Here is a 15,580-nt window from a genome sequence, read left to right as displayed (position 1 = left end):
TGCGGGCCGGTTGTGGCTGGTCGCGCAGTTCCCCGCGCCCCTGACGGGCATCCAGCGCAGGCACAATTGCAAGATGACCGAGTCGCTCCCCGTCGCCCGTGCCGTCGATCATGGGTTTGCCAAGCTCATGCCCGACGTCGATCGCGAACGGGCCTGGCTGCTCACCGTGGACGGGGCGCCTCAGTCGTACGTCGATCTGGACGAGCCGACGCACCTCGAGTTCGAGTACGCGCGTCGGCTCGGCCATGTCCTGGATCTGGTGGCCGATCCCGGAAAGCCGCTGGACGTGCTGCACCTCGGTGGAGGCGCGCTGACCCTGCCCCGGTACGTGGCCGCCACCCGGCCAGGCTCCCGGCAGGACGTCGTCGAGGCCGATCAGGGGCTGCTGGAGCTCGTCGTGGAGCATCTGCCGCTGCCCGACGGCTCCGGCACCGCGCTGCACGCCGCCGACGCGCGTACGTGGCTGGAGAAAGCGCCCAGTGACTCCGCGGACGTGCTCGTCGCCGATGTCTTCGGGGGCTCGCGGGTGCCCGCGCATCTGACCTCCGTGGAGTATGCGCGGGAGGCGGGGCGCGTGCTGCGGGACGGGGGCGTCTACCTGGCCAACCTCGCCGACGCCGCGCCCTTCGCGTTCCTGCGGTCCCAACTGGCGACCCTGGGCACGGCCTTCGAGGAGCTCGCGCTCATCGCCGAGCCGGCGGTGCTGCGCGGGCGGCGGTTCGGGAACGCCGTGGTCGTCGCCGCCCGGCAGCCCCTCGACACCGCCGCGCTGGCCCGGCGCACCGCCGCGGACGCCTTCCCGGCCCGGGTCGAGCACGGGGACGCCCTGCGGACGTTCACGGGCGTCGCGCGGCCGGTGCGGGACGAGGACGCGGTGCCGTCACCCGAGCCCCCCGACGGCACGTTCGGCATCGGCTGAGTCCGAGCCGGCGTGCTGCGCCCTCACCGTCCTGCCGCCGGTCCGGCGCAGATTGCGTACGTCCGGTACGCACAGCACCGCCGCCGTCACCAGCACGACCAGCGCCGCGCAGCCCCACAGGGCCGGGGAGCGGCCGAACGCCGACTCCGCCGGGCCGGCCAGCGCCGTCGCCGGCGGCACCATGGCGACCGAGCCGAACCAGTCGTACGCCGAGACCCGGGACAGCTTCTCCTCCGGGATCTCCTGGTGGAGCGCGGTCATCCAGCTCACGCTGAAGACCTCCACCGTCACGCCGGTGCAGAGCATCACCGCGCACAGCACCGGGACCGACGTCGGGATCGCGAGGGCGGCCGAGGGGAGGGCCAGGGGGAAGACGCAGAGCGTTCCGGCGAGGAGCAGGCGGTGCGGTTTCCAGCGGGTCATCAGCAGAGCCCCGCCGACCGTGCCCGCGCCGAAGAAGCCCAGGGCCAGACCCCAGGGTCCCGCCCCGCCCAGATGGTCCCGGGCGACGAGCGGACCGTAGACCGCGTCGGCCGCCGCCACGACGGCGTTCGCGATCGAGAACTGGACGACGATGCCCCACAGCCAGGGCCGGCCTATGAACTCCCGCCAGCCCTCTCGGAGATCGGACAGCAGCCCGCTGCCCGGGGCGCGCGGCGGGATGTGACTCACGTCCAGGAACGAGCGCAGCGCCCCGGCCACGGCGAACGCCAGCGCGTCCGCCGCCAGGACCCAGCCCGGACCGATCACGGCGACCATCGCACCGCCGAGGGCGGCGCCGCCCAGGGCCGCGCCCTGCATCGCCATCCGGAACACCGCGAACGCCCGGCCGGCCTGCTCGCCCGAGACCGAGGACATCAGCATGCCCTCGGCGGCCGGGCCGAAGAACGCCTGCCCGGTGCCGCCCAGCGCGGTCAGCAGCATCATCTGCCACAGCCGCGGTTCGCCGACGAGGACGAGGAGGGCGAACAGGCCCTGGGAGGCGCAGTTCAGGGCGTTGGCCGCGACCATCACCCGGTGCCGGGGCAGCCGGTCCGCCACCGCCCCGCCGATCAGCAGGAACACCACCAGCGGCAGCGTCCGCGCGGCCGCCACCAGACCCACGTCACCGCCGCTGCCGCCGCTCTCCAGCACGGCGAACGCGGCGGCGATCAGCGCGCCCTGGCTGCCGAGGTTGGTGATGAACGCGGCGGAGGTCAGCAGCGTGTAGTTGCGGCCTGCCCAGTTGGGTGTGCGGCGGCGTGCGGAGGCGTCGGCGGAGGTCACCGGCCGACTATCCCCGCCCCGGCGCTCACCTGCCAAACGAATTCCGGCCGGTTCCCTCCGGTCAGCCCGTGGGCTCGCCGTGCAGCCGTACCGTGCCGAGGATCTTCATGATGGTGGCGTCCGGCAGCTCGTCCTTCACGCCCGTGGCGCCGTAGAGGCTGAACGCCACGAAGTCACCCGTGGAGTTCTTGAAGCCGAACGTGACCGCCTTGCCGTCGGTCGCGCACTTGCCCTTGCGGGGCGTGTTCTTGGAGCGGGCCCAGGCGATGCTGCCCTCGACGCCCGACGTGGTCGTGAACGCCTTGGCCTTCTCGTCGAACGTGATGCTCTTCTTGTCCGGCTGCGTGTAGCCGCCGTACACCCACCACGGCACCTGGTTGACCGCGACCTCGTCGGTGTCCTTGGCGCCGTTCGCGCCCTTGGTGCCCGCGGTGGCGAGGGCGGTGTCGTCGGTGCGACCGTCCTTGTCGTCGTCGGAGGTGCACCACTTCTCCTTGAGGTACGCCGGTGCCGACATGGTGATGATGGGCTTGTCGCCGGCCTTGGCGTCGTCCTTCTCGAAGCCGATGAGCATGCCCGGCGACTCGACCTTCCAGTCGGCCGGTACGTCGAAGGCGGTGCCCCACTTGGGATTGATGACGACCTTCCAGCCGGGGATCGTCGCCTTCTCCGCCTCCCCGCCGCGCGGATTGTCGTCCGAGCCCGAGGCGGAGGCGCTCGGGTCCGTGGCGTCGGACTTGGACGGGGCCGCCGTCTGGCCGCCCTTGCCGGAGCCGCCGCCGGCCTCGTCGTCCTTGCCGCCGCCGAGCACCAGGAACCCGGTGACACCGGCGGCCACCACGACCGCGAGGGCCGCGACGATCGCGGTCACCTTCGTACGGTTGCCGCCCCCGCCGCTGCTGCCGCCCTGCGCGGGCTGCACAGCGCCCGGCGTGTCCCACTGCGTCGGCGGCTGCGGCGGCTGCTGCGCGTAGGGGTTGTGCTGCTGATAGCCGGGCTGCTGGTACGGATTGGGTTGCTGGTATCCCGGCTGCTGGTACGGGTTGCTCTGGTCCTGCGGGTTCTGCTCGCCCCCGGGCGGCTGCTGTCCTGGCCACATGGGAGGCCACCTTAGTGGCGCCCGTGCATCGACTCGGTCACCGACCCTTGTCAGGTACGTAGCAGCTCTGGCCAGCAAACGCTACTCGTGGGTAACATGCTCGTCATGAGCGCAGACCAGATGTCCATCGGCGAGATGCTTGCCGCCACGGTGCCCATGGCCCGGACCCTGAACCTCGAGTTCCTGGAGACCACCCCGGAGAAGGCCGTGGTCTCCCTTCCGGACCAGGGCGAGTTCCACAATCACGTGGGCGGGCCGCACGCCGGGGCGATGTTCACGCTCGGGGAGTCCGCCAGCGGCGCGATCGTCCTCGCCGCGTTCGGGGAGCAGCTCTCGCGCGCCGTGCCGCTCGCGGTCAGCGCCGAGATCGCCTACAAGAAGCTGGCCATGGGGCCCGTGACGGCCACCGCGACGCTCGGCCGTCCCGCCGCCGACGTCGTCGCCGAGCTGGACGCGGGGGAGCGCCCCGAGTTCCCGGTCGCGATCGAGATCCGGCGCGGCGACGGTGCGGTGACGGGTGAGATGACCGTGCTGTGGACGCTGCGTCCCAACAGCTGAACTGCGTCCCCGTAGTCGAGAGAAGGGGCGGACCTGCGCGACGGCGCCGGTCCGCCCCTTTCGCATGCGCACCCGGTGGGAGCGGTGCGAAGGTTGGAGATTTCGTGTGCCAACCACCCCTGCTCGCACACAACTTGACGTCTCCCCGCCTCCATGGGTTCGAATGCGGGTGCGGATACCGCCGGTAACTTATCTGAATTCACGGCGTTTTGAACTTCGGTCACTCGAACTTCTTGTTTCCTATGATTCATATGTGCGAAAGTGAGCGCCCCCTGGTGATCGCTCAGTAGCTGACGCGGCATAGGTATGCACCAATCAGGCACCTGCTTTTCCGACGTACGTGTTTTCCCCGCGCGTCCGCGGCTTGGAAGGAAATGGTTCCGTGCAATCCCCTTACCCCCCACGACCCCCCTACCCGCCACGCCCAGGAGCGAGCCCCGGGGAGTCCGACCGCAATCTCGTCGCGCAATTGGGCGGAGCCGAGGGCGGCGCCCGCGCGGTCGCCCTGCTGCTGGCCCGGCACTGGCGGGCGACGCATGACTACGCGGTCATCTGCCTGGCCTCGTCGTCCGGTTCGGCCGAACTCGTGGCCGCCGCGGCGTTCCACCAGGTCTTCGGCCGCGCGACCGGCGGTGCCGTACGTCCCCAGCTCCTGGCCGCCGTGCGGGAGACGGTGAAGGAGTGGGCCGCCGAGGACCGTATTTCCGCGGCTCTGCCGGAACTGGGCAAGCCGACCGGAGGGCGTGGACTGCGTGCGGCGCGCGGGGTCACATCCGAAAGGCGAAAGCTCGCCGAGCGGGCATTCCAGGCGCTTCCCGGAGCCTCCCAATGCCTGTTGTGGCACATCGAGGTCGAGGCCGAGCCCATATCCGTACCGGCCGGTCTGTTGGGTGTGGACGCAGCCCGTGCGGCGGACGCGCTGGAACAGGCCCGCGAGCAATTCCGGCAGGGCTGCGTCCGCGCCCACCGGGAACTCGCGCCCTCCAAGGAATGCCGCTTCTACAACCGCCTCCTCGACGTCCCGATCCGCCGCGGCGGCGCCTTGCTGCCCGATGTCCAGCAGCATCTGATGGAGTGCCGCTACTGCCGGCACGCCGCCGAGCAACTGAGCCATTTCGACGGCGGACTGGAGGTGCTGCTCGCCGAGACCGTGCTCGGCTGGGGCGCCCGGCGCTATCTCGACTCCCGTCCGGGCCGCGGCGGCACCAGCCAGTCGCCGGTCGTCCGCCCGCGCGGCGGCCGGCACCGCCCCGCACCGGCCCGGCGCCGCGTCGCACCGCGCCGGCAGGCGAAGGCCGTCGCCGTGGTCGGCTTGACCTCGCTGGCCCTGCTCGCGACCGTGCTCGCCGCCCGCGGCTGGTCCACCGACAACGGTGTCCCCGAACCGAGCGCCACCTGGGGCGCCCCCAGCGGCCAGGACACCAACCCCTCGGTGCGGCCGGGACCCGTGAGCTCCCCCTCGGCCGCCTCCGCCACCGACCCCGTGGAGATCGGACACGGCAGACTCCGCAACCTCACCACCGACCTCTGCCTCGACCTGCACGGCGGCACGGCCGCGGACGGTGCCGCGGCGATCCTCGTCGCCTGCTCCACGGCCGTGTCGCAGCAGTGGTCGTACCAGTACGACGGCCTGCTGCGCAGCCTCGCCGACCCCAGGTTCTGCCTCGACTCCGATCCCGGGAAGCGCTCGGTGGTCCTGGCCGGCTGCCTGGTGCATGCCGGGGAGGTGCAGTTCGACCTCACGGTCCGCGGCGAGATCCTGCTGCGCTGGCACAAGGGCCGCGCTCTCGCCGGCGAGGACGGGAAGGTAGTGGTCGTCGACCGGGACGGCGCCGAGGGCCGGCGGTGGGTGCTGGAGACGACGGACTCCGCGGCGACGGGGGAGCCGCGGAAGAAGAGCGGGGCGGGAGAGAAGGGGGACAAGGCGGCGCCGGAGGGGGAGAAGGGCGACGGTCTCCTTCCTGCCGTGCCGTCACCGCGGCTGCCCGTCGCACCTCCCAGCGGGGGCCGGCCCCAGGGTGGCGACCGCGAACCCTACGAGACGCGCGTGGCGCAGGTCGATCACCGGCAGGAGCTGGAGGGCGAGGGGGTTTTCCAGGCGCCGGTGGAGGTGCCCGCCGTGGTGTCCGACAAGGTGGGAGCCGTCGTCGCGTCTCTCGGTTCCGTCCTTCGCTGATCATGAGGACCGTCCCCTCGGGGGCGGTCCTTGTTCATTTCATTGACACGAGTCACCAGCGGTCATAGTTTTCCCGCCGCGTCCCAGGCGTTTCTGACCCCGCGTCAAGTCCCTTTTGTCGCACCGTGCGTTCAGATACCGAAGGAGTGACGGCACATGACCCACCCCGTCTCCCGGCGTTCCACCCTGCGGCTGCTGGGCGGAGCGATCACCGTCGCCGCGGCGGCCACCGGCGGACTCGCACTCCCCGCCCATGCCGGGGGCAGACCCGGCCACGGCGCCGGGCCCCGCGTCGAACGACTCCTCGCCAAGCTCACCCTCGACGAGAAGATCTCCCTCCTGCACGGCGCCACCGACCCCGCCTCCCTCGGGCAGGCCGGCTATGTCGCGGGCGTCGCACGCCTCGGCATCCCCCCGCTGCGCCTCGCCGACGGCCCCGCCGGCGTCCGCGTGACCCGGCACGCCACCGCCCTGCCCGCCCCCGTGCTGCTGGCCTCCGCCTTCGACCCGGAACTGGCCCGCCGCTACGGCCGCGTCATCGGCCACGAGGGCCGCGCCCTCGGCCAGGACGTCCTGCTCTCCCCGATGGTCAACGTGATCCGCACCCCGTACGCGGGCCGCAACTTCGAGACCTTCAGCGAGGACCCGCTGCTCTCCGCCGACCTGGTCGCCGCCGAGATCGAGGGCATCCAGGCCGAGGGCCTCGTCGCGACCGTCAAGCACTACGCCCTGAACAACCAGGAGAAGGACCGCATGTCCATCGACGTGCGGGTCGGCGAACAGACCCTCCACGAGGTCGAGCTGCGCGGCTTCGAGGCGGCCGTCGGCAGCGGCACCGGCGCGGTGATGGGCGCGTACAACAAGGTCAACGGCACCTTCGCCTGCGAGAACAGGACACTCCTCACCGACGTCCTGCGCGGGCGCTGGGGCTTCGACGGCTGGGTGATGACCGACTGGTTCGCCGCCCACAGCACCCGCGAGGCCCTCGCCGCGGGCCTCGACATGGAGATGCCGGACGGCACGTACTTCGGTACGGCGCTGAAGACGGCCGTCCGCAACCGCAGCGTGCCCGAGCACCACGTCGACCGGTCCGTACGCCGCATCCTCACGGTCATGGACCGCTTCGGCCTCCTCGACGGCACCGCCCCGGTCCGCCCGGAACGCGACGCGAAGGCGGGCGCGGCCGTCGCCCTGGAGGTCGCCAAGGCCGGCGCGACCCTGCTGCGCAACGAGCGCGGCACCCTGCCCCTGACCACCGACAGCATCGCCGTCATCGGCCCGACCGGCTCCCTGCCCTTCGTCAGCGGCGGCGGCAGCGCCCATGTCGTCCCCGACCACGCCGACAGCCCCCTCGACGTCCTCAAGTCCCGCGCGAAGAAGGTGACTTACGCCCTGGGCGAGGATCTCTACGGCAAACCGATCCCCGCGTCCGCGTTCAGCCCCGCCCTCGACAGCGACGGCCGTCAGGTCGCCGCGGGCGAGACGTGGACGTACGACGGCACGCTCACCGTCTCCGACGCCGACGAGTGGACCTTCGTCCTCCACTTCACCGGCGCGCCCGCCTCCCGGCCCAAGGTGCTCCTCGACGGCGAGGACCTCTTCCCGGTGCTGCCCGGCTACGGCGAGTACTTCGCGGGCGGTCTGGTCTCCGCCGCGCCCGACGGACTGCTCGTGCGCCGCAGGACGCTGCAACTGGCCAAGGGCGCACACACGTTGAAGATCACCGCACAGGGCGGCGGCACCGGACAGACCTTCCGCTTGCGCCGGGTCACCGGGGCGACCCGGGCCGCGGACGTGGCTGAGGCGGTCGCGGCGGCGAAGGCCGCCCGCCAGGTCGTCCTGTTCGCCTACGAGGACGCCACCGAGGGCCAGGACCGCACCACGATCGCCCTCCCCGGCCACCAGGCCCGGCTCATCGAGGCCGTCACGGCCGCCAACCCGCGCACCACCGTCGTCCTCAACACCTCCTCCGCCACGTCGATGCCCTGGCTGGAGAGCACGGGAGCCGTGCTCCAGATGTACTACCCGGGCCAGCAGGGCGCGGCCGCCACCGCCGCCGTCCTGTTCGGCGACACCGACCCCGGCGGCCGGCTCACCCAGTCCTTCCCGACCGACGACGACCACCACCCGGTCGCCGGTGACCCACGCCGCTACCCGGGCGTGGACGGCGTCGAGGAGTACTCGGAAGGCATCCACGTCGGCTACCGCTGGTACGCCGCCGAGGGCGTACGGCCTCTCTTCCCCTTCGGCCACGGCCTCTCGTACACGGCCTTCGCCTACGAGGACCTGTCCGCCGAGTCCCATGGCCACGGTCTCTCGGTGACCTTCACCGTCCGCAACACGGGCCGCCGGGAAGGAATCGCCGTGTCCCAGGTGTACATAGGACCCTCCCCGCACCTCCGACTCGACCAGGCGGTACGGGTGTTGGGCGGCTATCGCCGGCTCACCCTGCGCGCGGGGGAGCGCAAGCGGGTCACCGTGCGCGTCGCCGCGCGCACCCTGTCCTCCTGGGACCCGGAACGCCATGACTGGGTGCTCGGAACCGGGCGCCGGGACGTGTGGGTCGGGGCGTCGGCCGGGGATCTGCGGCTGCGGACGCGAGCGGGGGTGGCGCGGTGATACGCCGGATCGCCGTCGCGCTGACGGCACTTGCAGCCACCCTCGTGCTTCCCACCTCGGCCCAGGCCGCGTCCGGCGACCCCGTCGTGCGCACCGAAGCGGGCCTGGTGCGGGGTGAAGTCACCGCCGAGGGGCGGCAGTTCCTCGGCATCCCGTACGCCGAGCCGCCGGTCGGAAAGCTGCGCTGGACCGCGCCCCGGCCGGTCAAGCCCTGGCAAGCGGTGCGCGGGGCGCAGGACTTCGGCAACAAGTGTGTGCAGGGGGCGAGTTGGGACCCGGGATACGAGCAGCCCTCGTACACCGAGAACTGTCTCGACCTCAACGTCCACGTCCCCGAGGGCGCCCGCCGCAACGCGGTCCTGGTCTGGTTCCACGGCGGTGGCCTCACCGCCGGGGCCGGTCAGGACATCGTGCCGGACACGTTCGCGCGGCAGACCGGCACGGTCGTCGTGACCGTCAACTACCGCCTGGGGGCACTGGGTTTCCTCGCCACGGACGGCCTCGACGACGAGGCGTCCGACGGTGTCTCCGGCAACTTCGGCATGCTCGACCAGCAGGCCGCGTTGCGCTGGGTGCGCGCCAACGTCGGCCGCTTCGGCGGTGACCCCGGGCGGGTGACCATCGCGGGCGAGTCGGCGGGCGGCCGCTCGGTCTGCACCCAGCTCGCCTCACCCACGGCCAGAGGCCTGTTCCGCGCGGGCATCATCGAGAGCGGGGCGTACGACGACTGCGCCGCCCGCCCGCACGACACGGCCGTCGCCCAGGGCGCCGACTTCGCGCGGAAGCTGGGCTGCGAGACCGTCGCCTGTCTGCGCGGCAAGTCCGCCGCCGACCTTCTCGCCGCCCAGGGCGACTTCGACTGGGGACCGGTGACCGGCGGGCGCTTCCTGCCCAGGCAGCCGTCCACCGCGCTGGCCCACGGAGCCTCGGCCGGGGTGCCGGTGATGAACGGCGCGAACCAGGACGAGGGCCGGCTGTTCGCGTTCGCCCGCTTCGACCTCAGTGGCAACCCGCTCACGGCCGAGCAGTACCCGACCGTCATGCGGGAGGAGTTCGGCGAGGAGGCCCTCCGGAGCTATCCGCTCGCTGACCAGCAGTCCCCGACCATCGGCTACGCCACGGCCCTCGGCGACATGCTCTTCGCCTGCCCGGCGCTGAGGCTCGACGGGGTGCTCGCCGCACGCGGACCGGTCTACGCGTACGAGTTCGCCGACCGCACCGGGCCGCCCTTCGCCTCGCTGCGCAACCTCGGGACGGACTTCGACTTCGGCGCGACCCATGTCAACGAGGTGCAGTACCTCTTCAAGCACTTCGGACTGGAGTCCCCGCTGAACGCGGAGCAGCGGACGTTGTCCCGGCAGATGGTCCAGTACTGGGGGTCCTTCGTGCGGGGCGGGGTGCCGCGGGCGGACGGGCAGCCCGCGATGCCCTCCGGCCCCGGGCGGGTGCTCTCGCTGCGGACCGCGTCCGCGGGCGGTAACACCGTGAGCACGGCCGTCCACAGCACGCATCGGTGCAACCTGTGGGACTCGGCCGCCGTCTCCTAACGGGTAGGCTTCCGGCGCACGCCCTTGTGAGCGTGCGCCGGGATCACACGGGATCTACAGGACACGGGAGGAACCGGCGGTGCACGTCCAGGAATGGCTCGAGACCGTACCCGCGGTCAGCATCTATCTGCTGGTGGGCCTGGTCATCGGCCTGGAGAGCCTGGGCATCCCGCTGCCGGGCGAGATCATCCTGGTCTCCTCCGCGCTGCTCGCCTCCCAGCACGGGGACATCAACCCCGTCGTCCTCGGGGCCTGCGCCAGCGCGGGTGCCGTCATCGGCGACTCGATCGGCTATGCCATCGGGCGCAAGGGCGGGCGGCCGTTGCTGGCGTGGCTGGGGAAGAAGTTCCCCAAGCACTTCAGCGAGGGGCACATCGCGACGGCCGAGCGGTCCTTCGAGAAGTGGGGCATGTGGGCCGTGTTCTTCGGCCGCTTCGTCGCGCTGCTGCGGATCTTCGCGGGGCCGTTGGCGGGTGTGCTGCGGATGCCGTACTGGAAGTTCCTGATCGCCAACGTGCTGGGCGGGATCATCTGGGCCGGGGGTACGACCGCGGTCATCTACTACGTGGGTGTCGTCGCGGAGTCGTGGCTGAAGCGGTTCTCCTGGCTGGGGCTGGTGGCGGCCGTTCTCATCGGACTGGCCTCGATGTTGGTGGTGAAGAGGAAGGCCAAGAAGGCGACGGCCGAGAAGCAGGCGGCCGAGCCCGAGGTCGTCCCGGCCGCCGACTGAGGTTCACGGCGTCTGGTGCACCTCGCCGTGAGCCTTGGCGAGGTCCGCGTAGAGCGTGCCGTTCAGCGTCACCCCTTGCCGCTCCTCCTCCGTCAGCTCGCGCCTCACCTTCGCCGGGACTCCTGCCACCAGTGATCCCGGCGGCACCTGCATCCCCTGCGGGACCAGTGCCTGGGCCGCCACCAGTGAGCCCTCTCCGATCACCGCGCCGTTCAGGACCGTCGCGCCCATGCCGATCAGGCAGTCGTCGCCCACCGTCGCGCCGTGCACCACCGCGTTGTGGCCCACCGAGACGCGTTCGCCGATGGCCACCGGGAAACCGGGGTCGGCGTGGAGGGTGCAGTTGTCCTGGATGTTGCTGCTCGCGCCCACGGAGATGGCCTCCACGTCGCCCCGGACCACCGCGCCGTACCAGACGCTGGCGCCCGCGGCGAGGGTCACGTCTCCGATCACCGTCGCGTTGGGGGCCACGAAGGCCTCCCCGTCGATCTTCGGTTCCCTGCCGCCGATGCCCGTGATCAACGCCTTGTGCGTCATCGCCTCGCTCCTCCTGGCCGTCCTCGGTACCTCCGCACCGTACGCCACCCGGTAGGGCGAAGATCACAAGCCCCCGACCGCATACGGGGGCCGTCCTCTCAGTACCGTGAGCGGGTGCTGAAGCGCAAGAACACGTTCTCATCCTGGCCGCGCCGCGTGGCGCAGCGTGCCGTCCATGCCGGCTGGGCCTGGGTGCAGCGCACGGGCTCCGTGACCGCCGAGCAGCCGGGTCGCTTCCGCTTCGGCGCGATGGGAACGAGTACCAGACTCGCCTTCCCGCTGGGCACGGTCTTCGGGGAGCCGTGGATCCATCTCGGCTCGCACTGCATCGTCGGCGAGCAGGTGACCCTGACGGCCGGGCTGATGCCCGACCTCGACCTCGGTCCCGACCCGATCCTGCGCATCGGGGACGGCGTGGTGCTGGGGCGCGGCAGCCATGTCATCGCCGACACGACCGTCACCATCGGCAGCGACTGCTACTTCGGGCCGTATGTGTATGTGACCTCGACGAACCATTCGTACGACGATCCGCACGAGCCCATCGGCAAGCAGTGGCCCCGCATGGAGCCGGTGGAGATCGGGCCGGGGTGCTGGATCGGGACCGGTGCCGTGATCCTGCCGGGCGCGCGGATCGGGCGGAACGTGGTCGTCGCCGCCGGTGCGGTGGTGCGGGGTGTCGTGCCCGACCATGCCGTGGTGGCGGGGGCGCCCGCGCGGGTCGTCCGGCGCTGGAGTGCCGAGGAGGGGTGGCAGCCGCCGCTGCGGACCCCGGCGCCGGTGCCGATACCCGAGGGGATCACCCCCGAGCAGTTGAACGCCCTCGCGGGGTTGGACGAGGAGACCGTCGCGAAGCTCGCCGAGCTCGACTGAGTCAGCCGGTCGCCAGGAGCAGGGTGCCCACCAGGGCCAGGCCCGCGCCCGCTGCCTGGACCGCCTTGAGGCGTTCGCTGAGGAAGCCGCGTGCGGCCAGGGCCGTCACCACCGGGTAGAGCGACGCGAGTACGGCGGCCACCGTGACCGGTCCGAGGCGGGCCGCGACCGCGTAGGTGCCGTTCGCCGCGACATCGGCCAGGCCGACGAAGGCCAGCGTCGGCAGGGACGACCACGGGAAGCCCGTCGCCGGGAGCGCAGGGTTGCCCCTGCGTACGGAGGCGTACAAGGCCGCGCCGCCCACCGCGACGTTCGTGACGCGCTGGACGAAGAGGGCGAGGAACAGGCCTGTCACGTTCGTCGACGCCTCCGCGATCAGCGCGAACACCATGCCGAAGCCGAGGGCGGCGATGAGGGTGAGGACGATCGCCTCGCGCTGTACCGGGGCGCCTTTGACTTGGGGGCCGCCCGCGAGGACGACGCCGAGGACCGCGACCGCGATGCCCGCGAACTGCATCGGGCCGGGGTGCTCGCCGAGGGCGAGGCCCACGCCGACCGGGACCGCGACGCTGAGCGTGCCGAGCGGGGAGACGACGCCCATCGGGCCGAGCGCCAGCGCCTTGTAGAAGCAGATCATCGCGACCGGGCCGGCCAGACCCGCGGCGAACGCGAACCACAGACGCGGGCCCGCCTCGCTCCAGCCGCCCATGGCGGCCACGATCACGCCGAGCACGGCCGTCGCGATCGCCTGGGAGACGACGACCACCGTCAGCGCCGGGGTGCGCCGGGCCAGCAGTCCGCCGCCGAAGTCGGCCAGGCCCCACAGCAGGCTCGTGGCCAGGGCGAAGAGTGCTGTCACGGGAGCGCCTCGCAGTACAGTTCGATGAACGATTCGGTGCACCCCACCGTAGTTCATCCACTTGCACTCTGTCATACAAAATATTGGACGTGAAGTGTCGGACCTCGACCTGCTGACCCAGTCCCTGGCGCGCAACGTCAAGCGCTGGCGGACCGAGCGCGGCTTCACCCTGGACGTGCTCGCCGCCCGTGCCGGAGTCAGCCGCGGCATGCTGATCCAGATCGAACAGGCCCGTACCAACCCCAGCATCGGCACGGTGGTGAAGATCGGTGACGCGCTCGGCGTCAGCGTCACCACCCTGCTCGACTACGAACAGGGCCCCAAGGTGCGGATCGTCCCGCCCGAGCAGGTGGTGCGGCTCTGGCACACCGACGCGGGCAGCTACAGCAGGCTGCTCGCGGGCACCGAGGCGCCCGGCCCGCTGGAGATGTGGGAGTGGAAGCTGATGCCGGGGGAGAGCAGCTCCTCCGACCCGCACCCGGTGGGCACCGTCGAGATCGGCCATGTCACCGCCGGGGAGCTGACCCTCACGGTCGACGGCGCCGAGCACCGGGTCCCGGCCGGCTCCAGCGTCACGTTCGACGCCAACGCCGCGCACACCTACGGCAATCAGGGCACCGAGCCGACGCTGTTCGTGCTGGCCATCTCGGTCCCGCCCGCGACCTGAGACACCCGCCGGGCCGCCGTCGTACGGCTGTTAGCGTGCGGTCATGGACGCACCGATCGGACACTTCGACCACGCCACGCCCGCCCCTGACTGCCTCGACGAACTGACCGCCCCGGTCGCGGACGCGGTGCGCCGCTGGAGCGGCAGCGTGCCCGCCGAGCAGATCGTCTACGTCGACACCGACCCCCAGTGGGCCGACACGGCCGTCTTCGTGGAGCACTACGGGCAGGAGCTGCTGGAGCGGTCCGCGAACTGTGTCGTGGTGGCGGGCAAGCGCGGCGGCGAGTCCACGCTCGCCGCGTGTGTCGTGCTGTCCACCACCAGGGTCGACGTCAACGGTGTCGTACGCCGTCAACTCGGCGCCCGCAAGGCCTCGTTCGCCTCGATGGACACGGCCACGGGGGAGACCGGCATGGAGTACGGCGGCATCACCCCGATCGGACTCCCCGCCGACTGGCCGCTGTTGGTGGACTCGGCCGTCGTCGAGCTGCCCTACGTCCTGGTCGGCAGCGGGCGCCGGCGCGGCAAACTCCTCGTGCCGGGCAAGGCGTTCGCGGAGCTGCCGGGTGCGGTCGTGCTGGACGGGCTGGGCGTCTGAGCTCAGGCCGCCATGTGGTGGGCGAGGCGGTGGTGCGGGTCGGACTCGCCGGGGAGTGGCGCCGGGTCGGCGTGCACCAGGGCGGCGGTGAGGCGCGGCACGGCGTGCAGCAGGGCGTGTTCCGCGTCCACGGCGATGGCGTGCGCCTGCCGTACCGTCGCGTCGCCGTCCACGACCACCGCGACCTCGGCGCGCAGCCGGTGCCCGATCCAGCGCAGCCTCAACTCGCCCACCCCGCGCACCCCTTCGACCTCCAGCAGGGCGCGCTCCGCCCGGTCCACCAGGGCCGGGTCCACGGCGTCCATCACCCGCCGGAACACCTCGCGCGCCGCGTCCCGCAGCACGAGCGCGATGGCCGCCGTGATCGCCAACCCCACGAGCGGGTCGGCGAGTTGCCAGCCCAGCGCCGCACCGCCGGCACCCAGCAGCACCGCGAGTGAGGTGAACCCGTCGGTGCGGGCGTGCAGTCCGTCGGCGATCAGCGCGGCCGAGCCGATGTCACGGCCGACGCGGATGCGGTAGCGGGCCACCCACTCGTTGCCCGCGAACCCCACGAGCGCGGCGACCGCGACCGCCGGGAGGTGCTGCACGGGACGCGGGTCGAGGAGCCGCTCGATCGCGGTCCAGCCCGCGAAGGCGGCCGACGCGGCGATCGTCAGCACGATCGCGATGCCCGCGAGATCCTCGGCCCGCCCGTACCCGTAGGTGAAGCGCCGGGTCGCCGCACGCCTGCCCAGCACGAACGCGATCCCGAGCGGTACGGCGGTCAGCGCGTCCGCCGCGTTGTGCACGGTGTCGCCGAGCAGCGCGACCGAACCCGACACGGTCACCACCACGGCCTGCGCCAGCGCCGTCACGCCGAGGACCACCAGCGACACCCACAGGGCGCGCATGCCGCGTGCCGAGGACTCCAGCGCCGGGTCGAGCTTGTCGGCGGTCTCGTGGGAGTGGGGGGTGAGGAGGTGTTTGAGGCGGTGGCGGAGGGGGTGCTCCCGCGGGTGGTGAGGGGTGTGCTCGTGCTCATGGCCGTGGTGGTGATGGGCGTGCTCGTGCTCATGGCCGTGGTGGTGATGGGCGTGCTCGTGCTCATGGCCGTGGTGGTGCCGGTCGCTCACGTGAGGCCCCTTCCGGTGCG

The 15,580-nt window shown here is 72.0% G+C and carries 14 protein-coding genes; 9 read left to right on the top strand and 5 right to left on the bottom strand.

Features of this window, described 5'->3' with window-relative positions; all coding sequences use genetic code 11:
* Positions 1–73: 73 nt before the first annotated feature.
* Positions 74–919 carry a spermidine synthase gene (locus CRP56_RS06560; protein ID WP_097273776.1) on the top strand — a complete coding sequence of 282 codons (846 nt, stop codon included), beginning with the start codon at positions 74–76 and terminating at the stop codon, positions 917–919.
* Here the strand turns inward: CRP56_RS06560 and CRP56_RS06555 are convergent.
* Entirely contained in the window at positions 881–2,185 is a 1,305-nt protein-coding gene (locus CRP56_RS06555) for an MFS transporter (protein WP_097261200.1), read from the bottom strand. The genes CRP56_RS06560 and CRP56_RS06555 overlap by 39 nt on opposite strands.
* A 61-nt stretch (positions 2,186–2,246) precedes the next feature.
* The gene (locus CRP56_RS06550) at positions 2,247–3,284 is read right to left on the bottom strand and encodes a hypothetical protein (RefSeq protein WP_097261197.1); all 1,038 of its coding nucleotides are present in this window, start codon (positions 3,282–3,284) and stop codon (positions 2,247–2,249) included.
* A gap of 120 nt (positions 3,285–3,404) precedes the next feature.
* Between CRP56_RS06550 and CRP56_RS06545 the strand changes: the two genes are divergently transcribed.
* The 5 genes from CRP56_RS06545 (at position 3,405) to CRP56_RS06525 (ending at position 10,914) form a co-directional block, all read left to right on the top strand.
* Complete coding sequence (locus CRP56_RS06545; protein WP_097261195.1) at positions 3,405–3,842, top strand: DUF4442 domain-containing protein; 438 nt, start codon at positions 3,405–3,407, stop codon at positions 3,840–3,842.
* A 469-nt stretch (positions 3,843–4,311) separates the two neighbouring features.
* On the top strand, positions 4,312–6,018 hold the full coding sequence (locus tag CRP56_RS06540) for an RICIN domain-containing protein (RefSeq protein ID WP_257040028.1): 1,707 nt from the start codon (positions 4,312–4,314) through the stop codon (positions 6,016–6,018).
* A 156-nt stretch (positions 6,019–6,174) separates the two neighbouring features.
* The gene (locus CRP56_RS06535) at positions 6,175–8,637 is read left to right on the top strand and encodes a beta-glucosidase family protein (protein ID WP_097261191.1); all 2,463 of its coding nucleotides are present in this window, start codon (positions 6,175–6,177) and stop codon (positions 8,635–8,637) included.
* Entirely contained in the window at positions 8,634–10,184 is a 1,551-nt protein-coding gene (locus CRP56_RS06530) for a carboxylesterase/lipase family protein (RefSeq protein ID WP_257040026.1), read from the top strand. The genes CRP56_RS06535 and CRP56_RS06530 overlap by 4 nt, the downstream gene beginning before the upstream one ends.
* A gap of 79 nt (positions 10,185–10,263) precedes the next feature.
* A complete protein-coding gene (locus CRP56_RS06525) occupies positions 10,264–10,914 on the top strand; it encodes a DedA family protein (protein WP_097261188.1) in 651 nt (216 codons plus the stop codon).
* Between the two features lie 3 nt (positions 10,915–10,917).
* Here the strand turns inward: CRP56_RS06525 and CRP56_RS06520 are convergent, their stop codons facing one another.
* Positions 10,918–11,451 carry a gamma carbonic anhydrase family protein gene (locus CRP56_RS06520; protein ID WP_097261185.1) on the bottom strand — a complete coding sequence of 178 codons (534 nt, stop codon included), beginning with the start codon at positions 11,449–11,451 and terminating at the stop codon, positions 10,918–10,920.
* Positions 11,452–11,565: 114 nt separating this feature from the next.
* Between CRP56_RS06520 and CRP56_RS06515 the strand changes: the two genes are divergently transcribed.
* Positions 11,566–12,321: an acyltransferase gene (locus tag CRP56_RS06515; protein ID WP_097261183.1), complete on the top strand. Its 756-nt coding sequence runs from the start codon at positions 11,566–11,568 to the stop codon at positions 12,319–12,321.
* 1 nt (position 12,322) lies between these two features.
* Here the strand turns inward: CRP56_RS06515 and CRP56_RS06510 are convergent, their stop codons facing one another.
* Positions 12,323–13,180: a DMT family transporter gene (locus CRP56_RS06510; RefSeq protein WP_097261182.1), complete on the bottom strand. Its 858-nt coding sequence runs from the start codon at positions 13,178–13,180 to the stop codon at positions 12,323–12,325.
* A gap of 94 nt (positions 13,181–13,274) precedes the next feature.
* Between CRP56_RS06510 and CRP56_RS06505 the strand changes: the two genes are divergently transcribed.
* Together CRP56_RS06505 and CRP56_RS06500 are read left to right on the top strand one after the other, a co-directional pair.
* The gene (locus CRP56_RS06505) at positions 13,275–13,847 is read left to right on the top strand and encodes a helix-turn-helix domain-containing protein (protein ID WP_097261180.1); all 573 of its coding nucleotides are present in this window, start codon (positions 13,275–13,277) and stop codon (positions 13,845–13,847) included.
* Between the two features lie 43 nt (positions 13,848–13,890).
* Entirely contained in the window at positions 13,891–14,445 is a 555-nt protein-coding gene (locus tag CRP56_RS06500; protein WP_097261178.1) for a YbaK/EbsC family protein, read from the top strand.
* Positions 14,446–14,447: 2 nt separating this feature from the next.
* Here the strand turns inward: CRP56_RS06500 and CRP56_RS06495 are convergent, their stop codons facing one another.
* Positions 14,448–15,560, bottom strand: a complete 1,113-nt coding sequence (locus tag CRP56_RS06495; RefSeq protein ID WP_097273772.1) for a cation diffusion facilitator family transporter — start codon at positions 15,558–15,560, stop codon at positions 14,448–14,450.
* Between the last annotated feature and the right edge of the window lie 20 nt (positions 15,561–15,580).

It is taken from the genome of Streptomyces sp. TLI_55, assembly GCF_900206255.1.
Taxonomy (GTDB): Bacteria; Actinomycetota; Actinomycetes; order Streptomycetales; family Streptomycetaceae; genus Streptomyces; species Streptomyces aquilus.
Note: the sequence above shows the minus strand (reverse complement) of the source record. Positions and strands in the feature narration are given on the sequence as shown.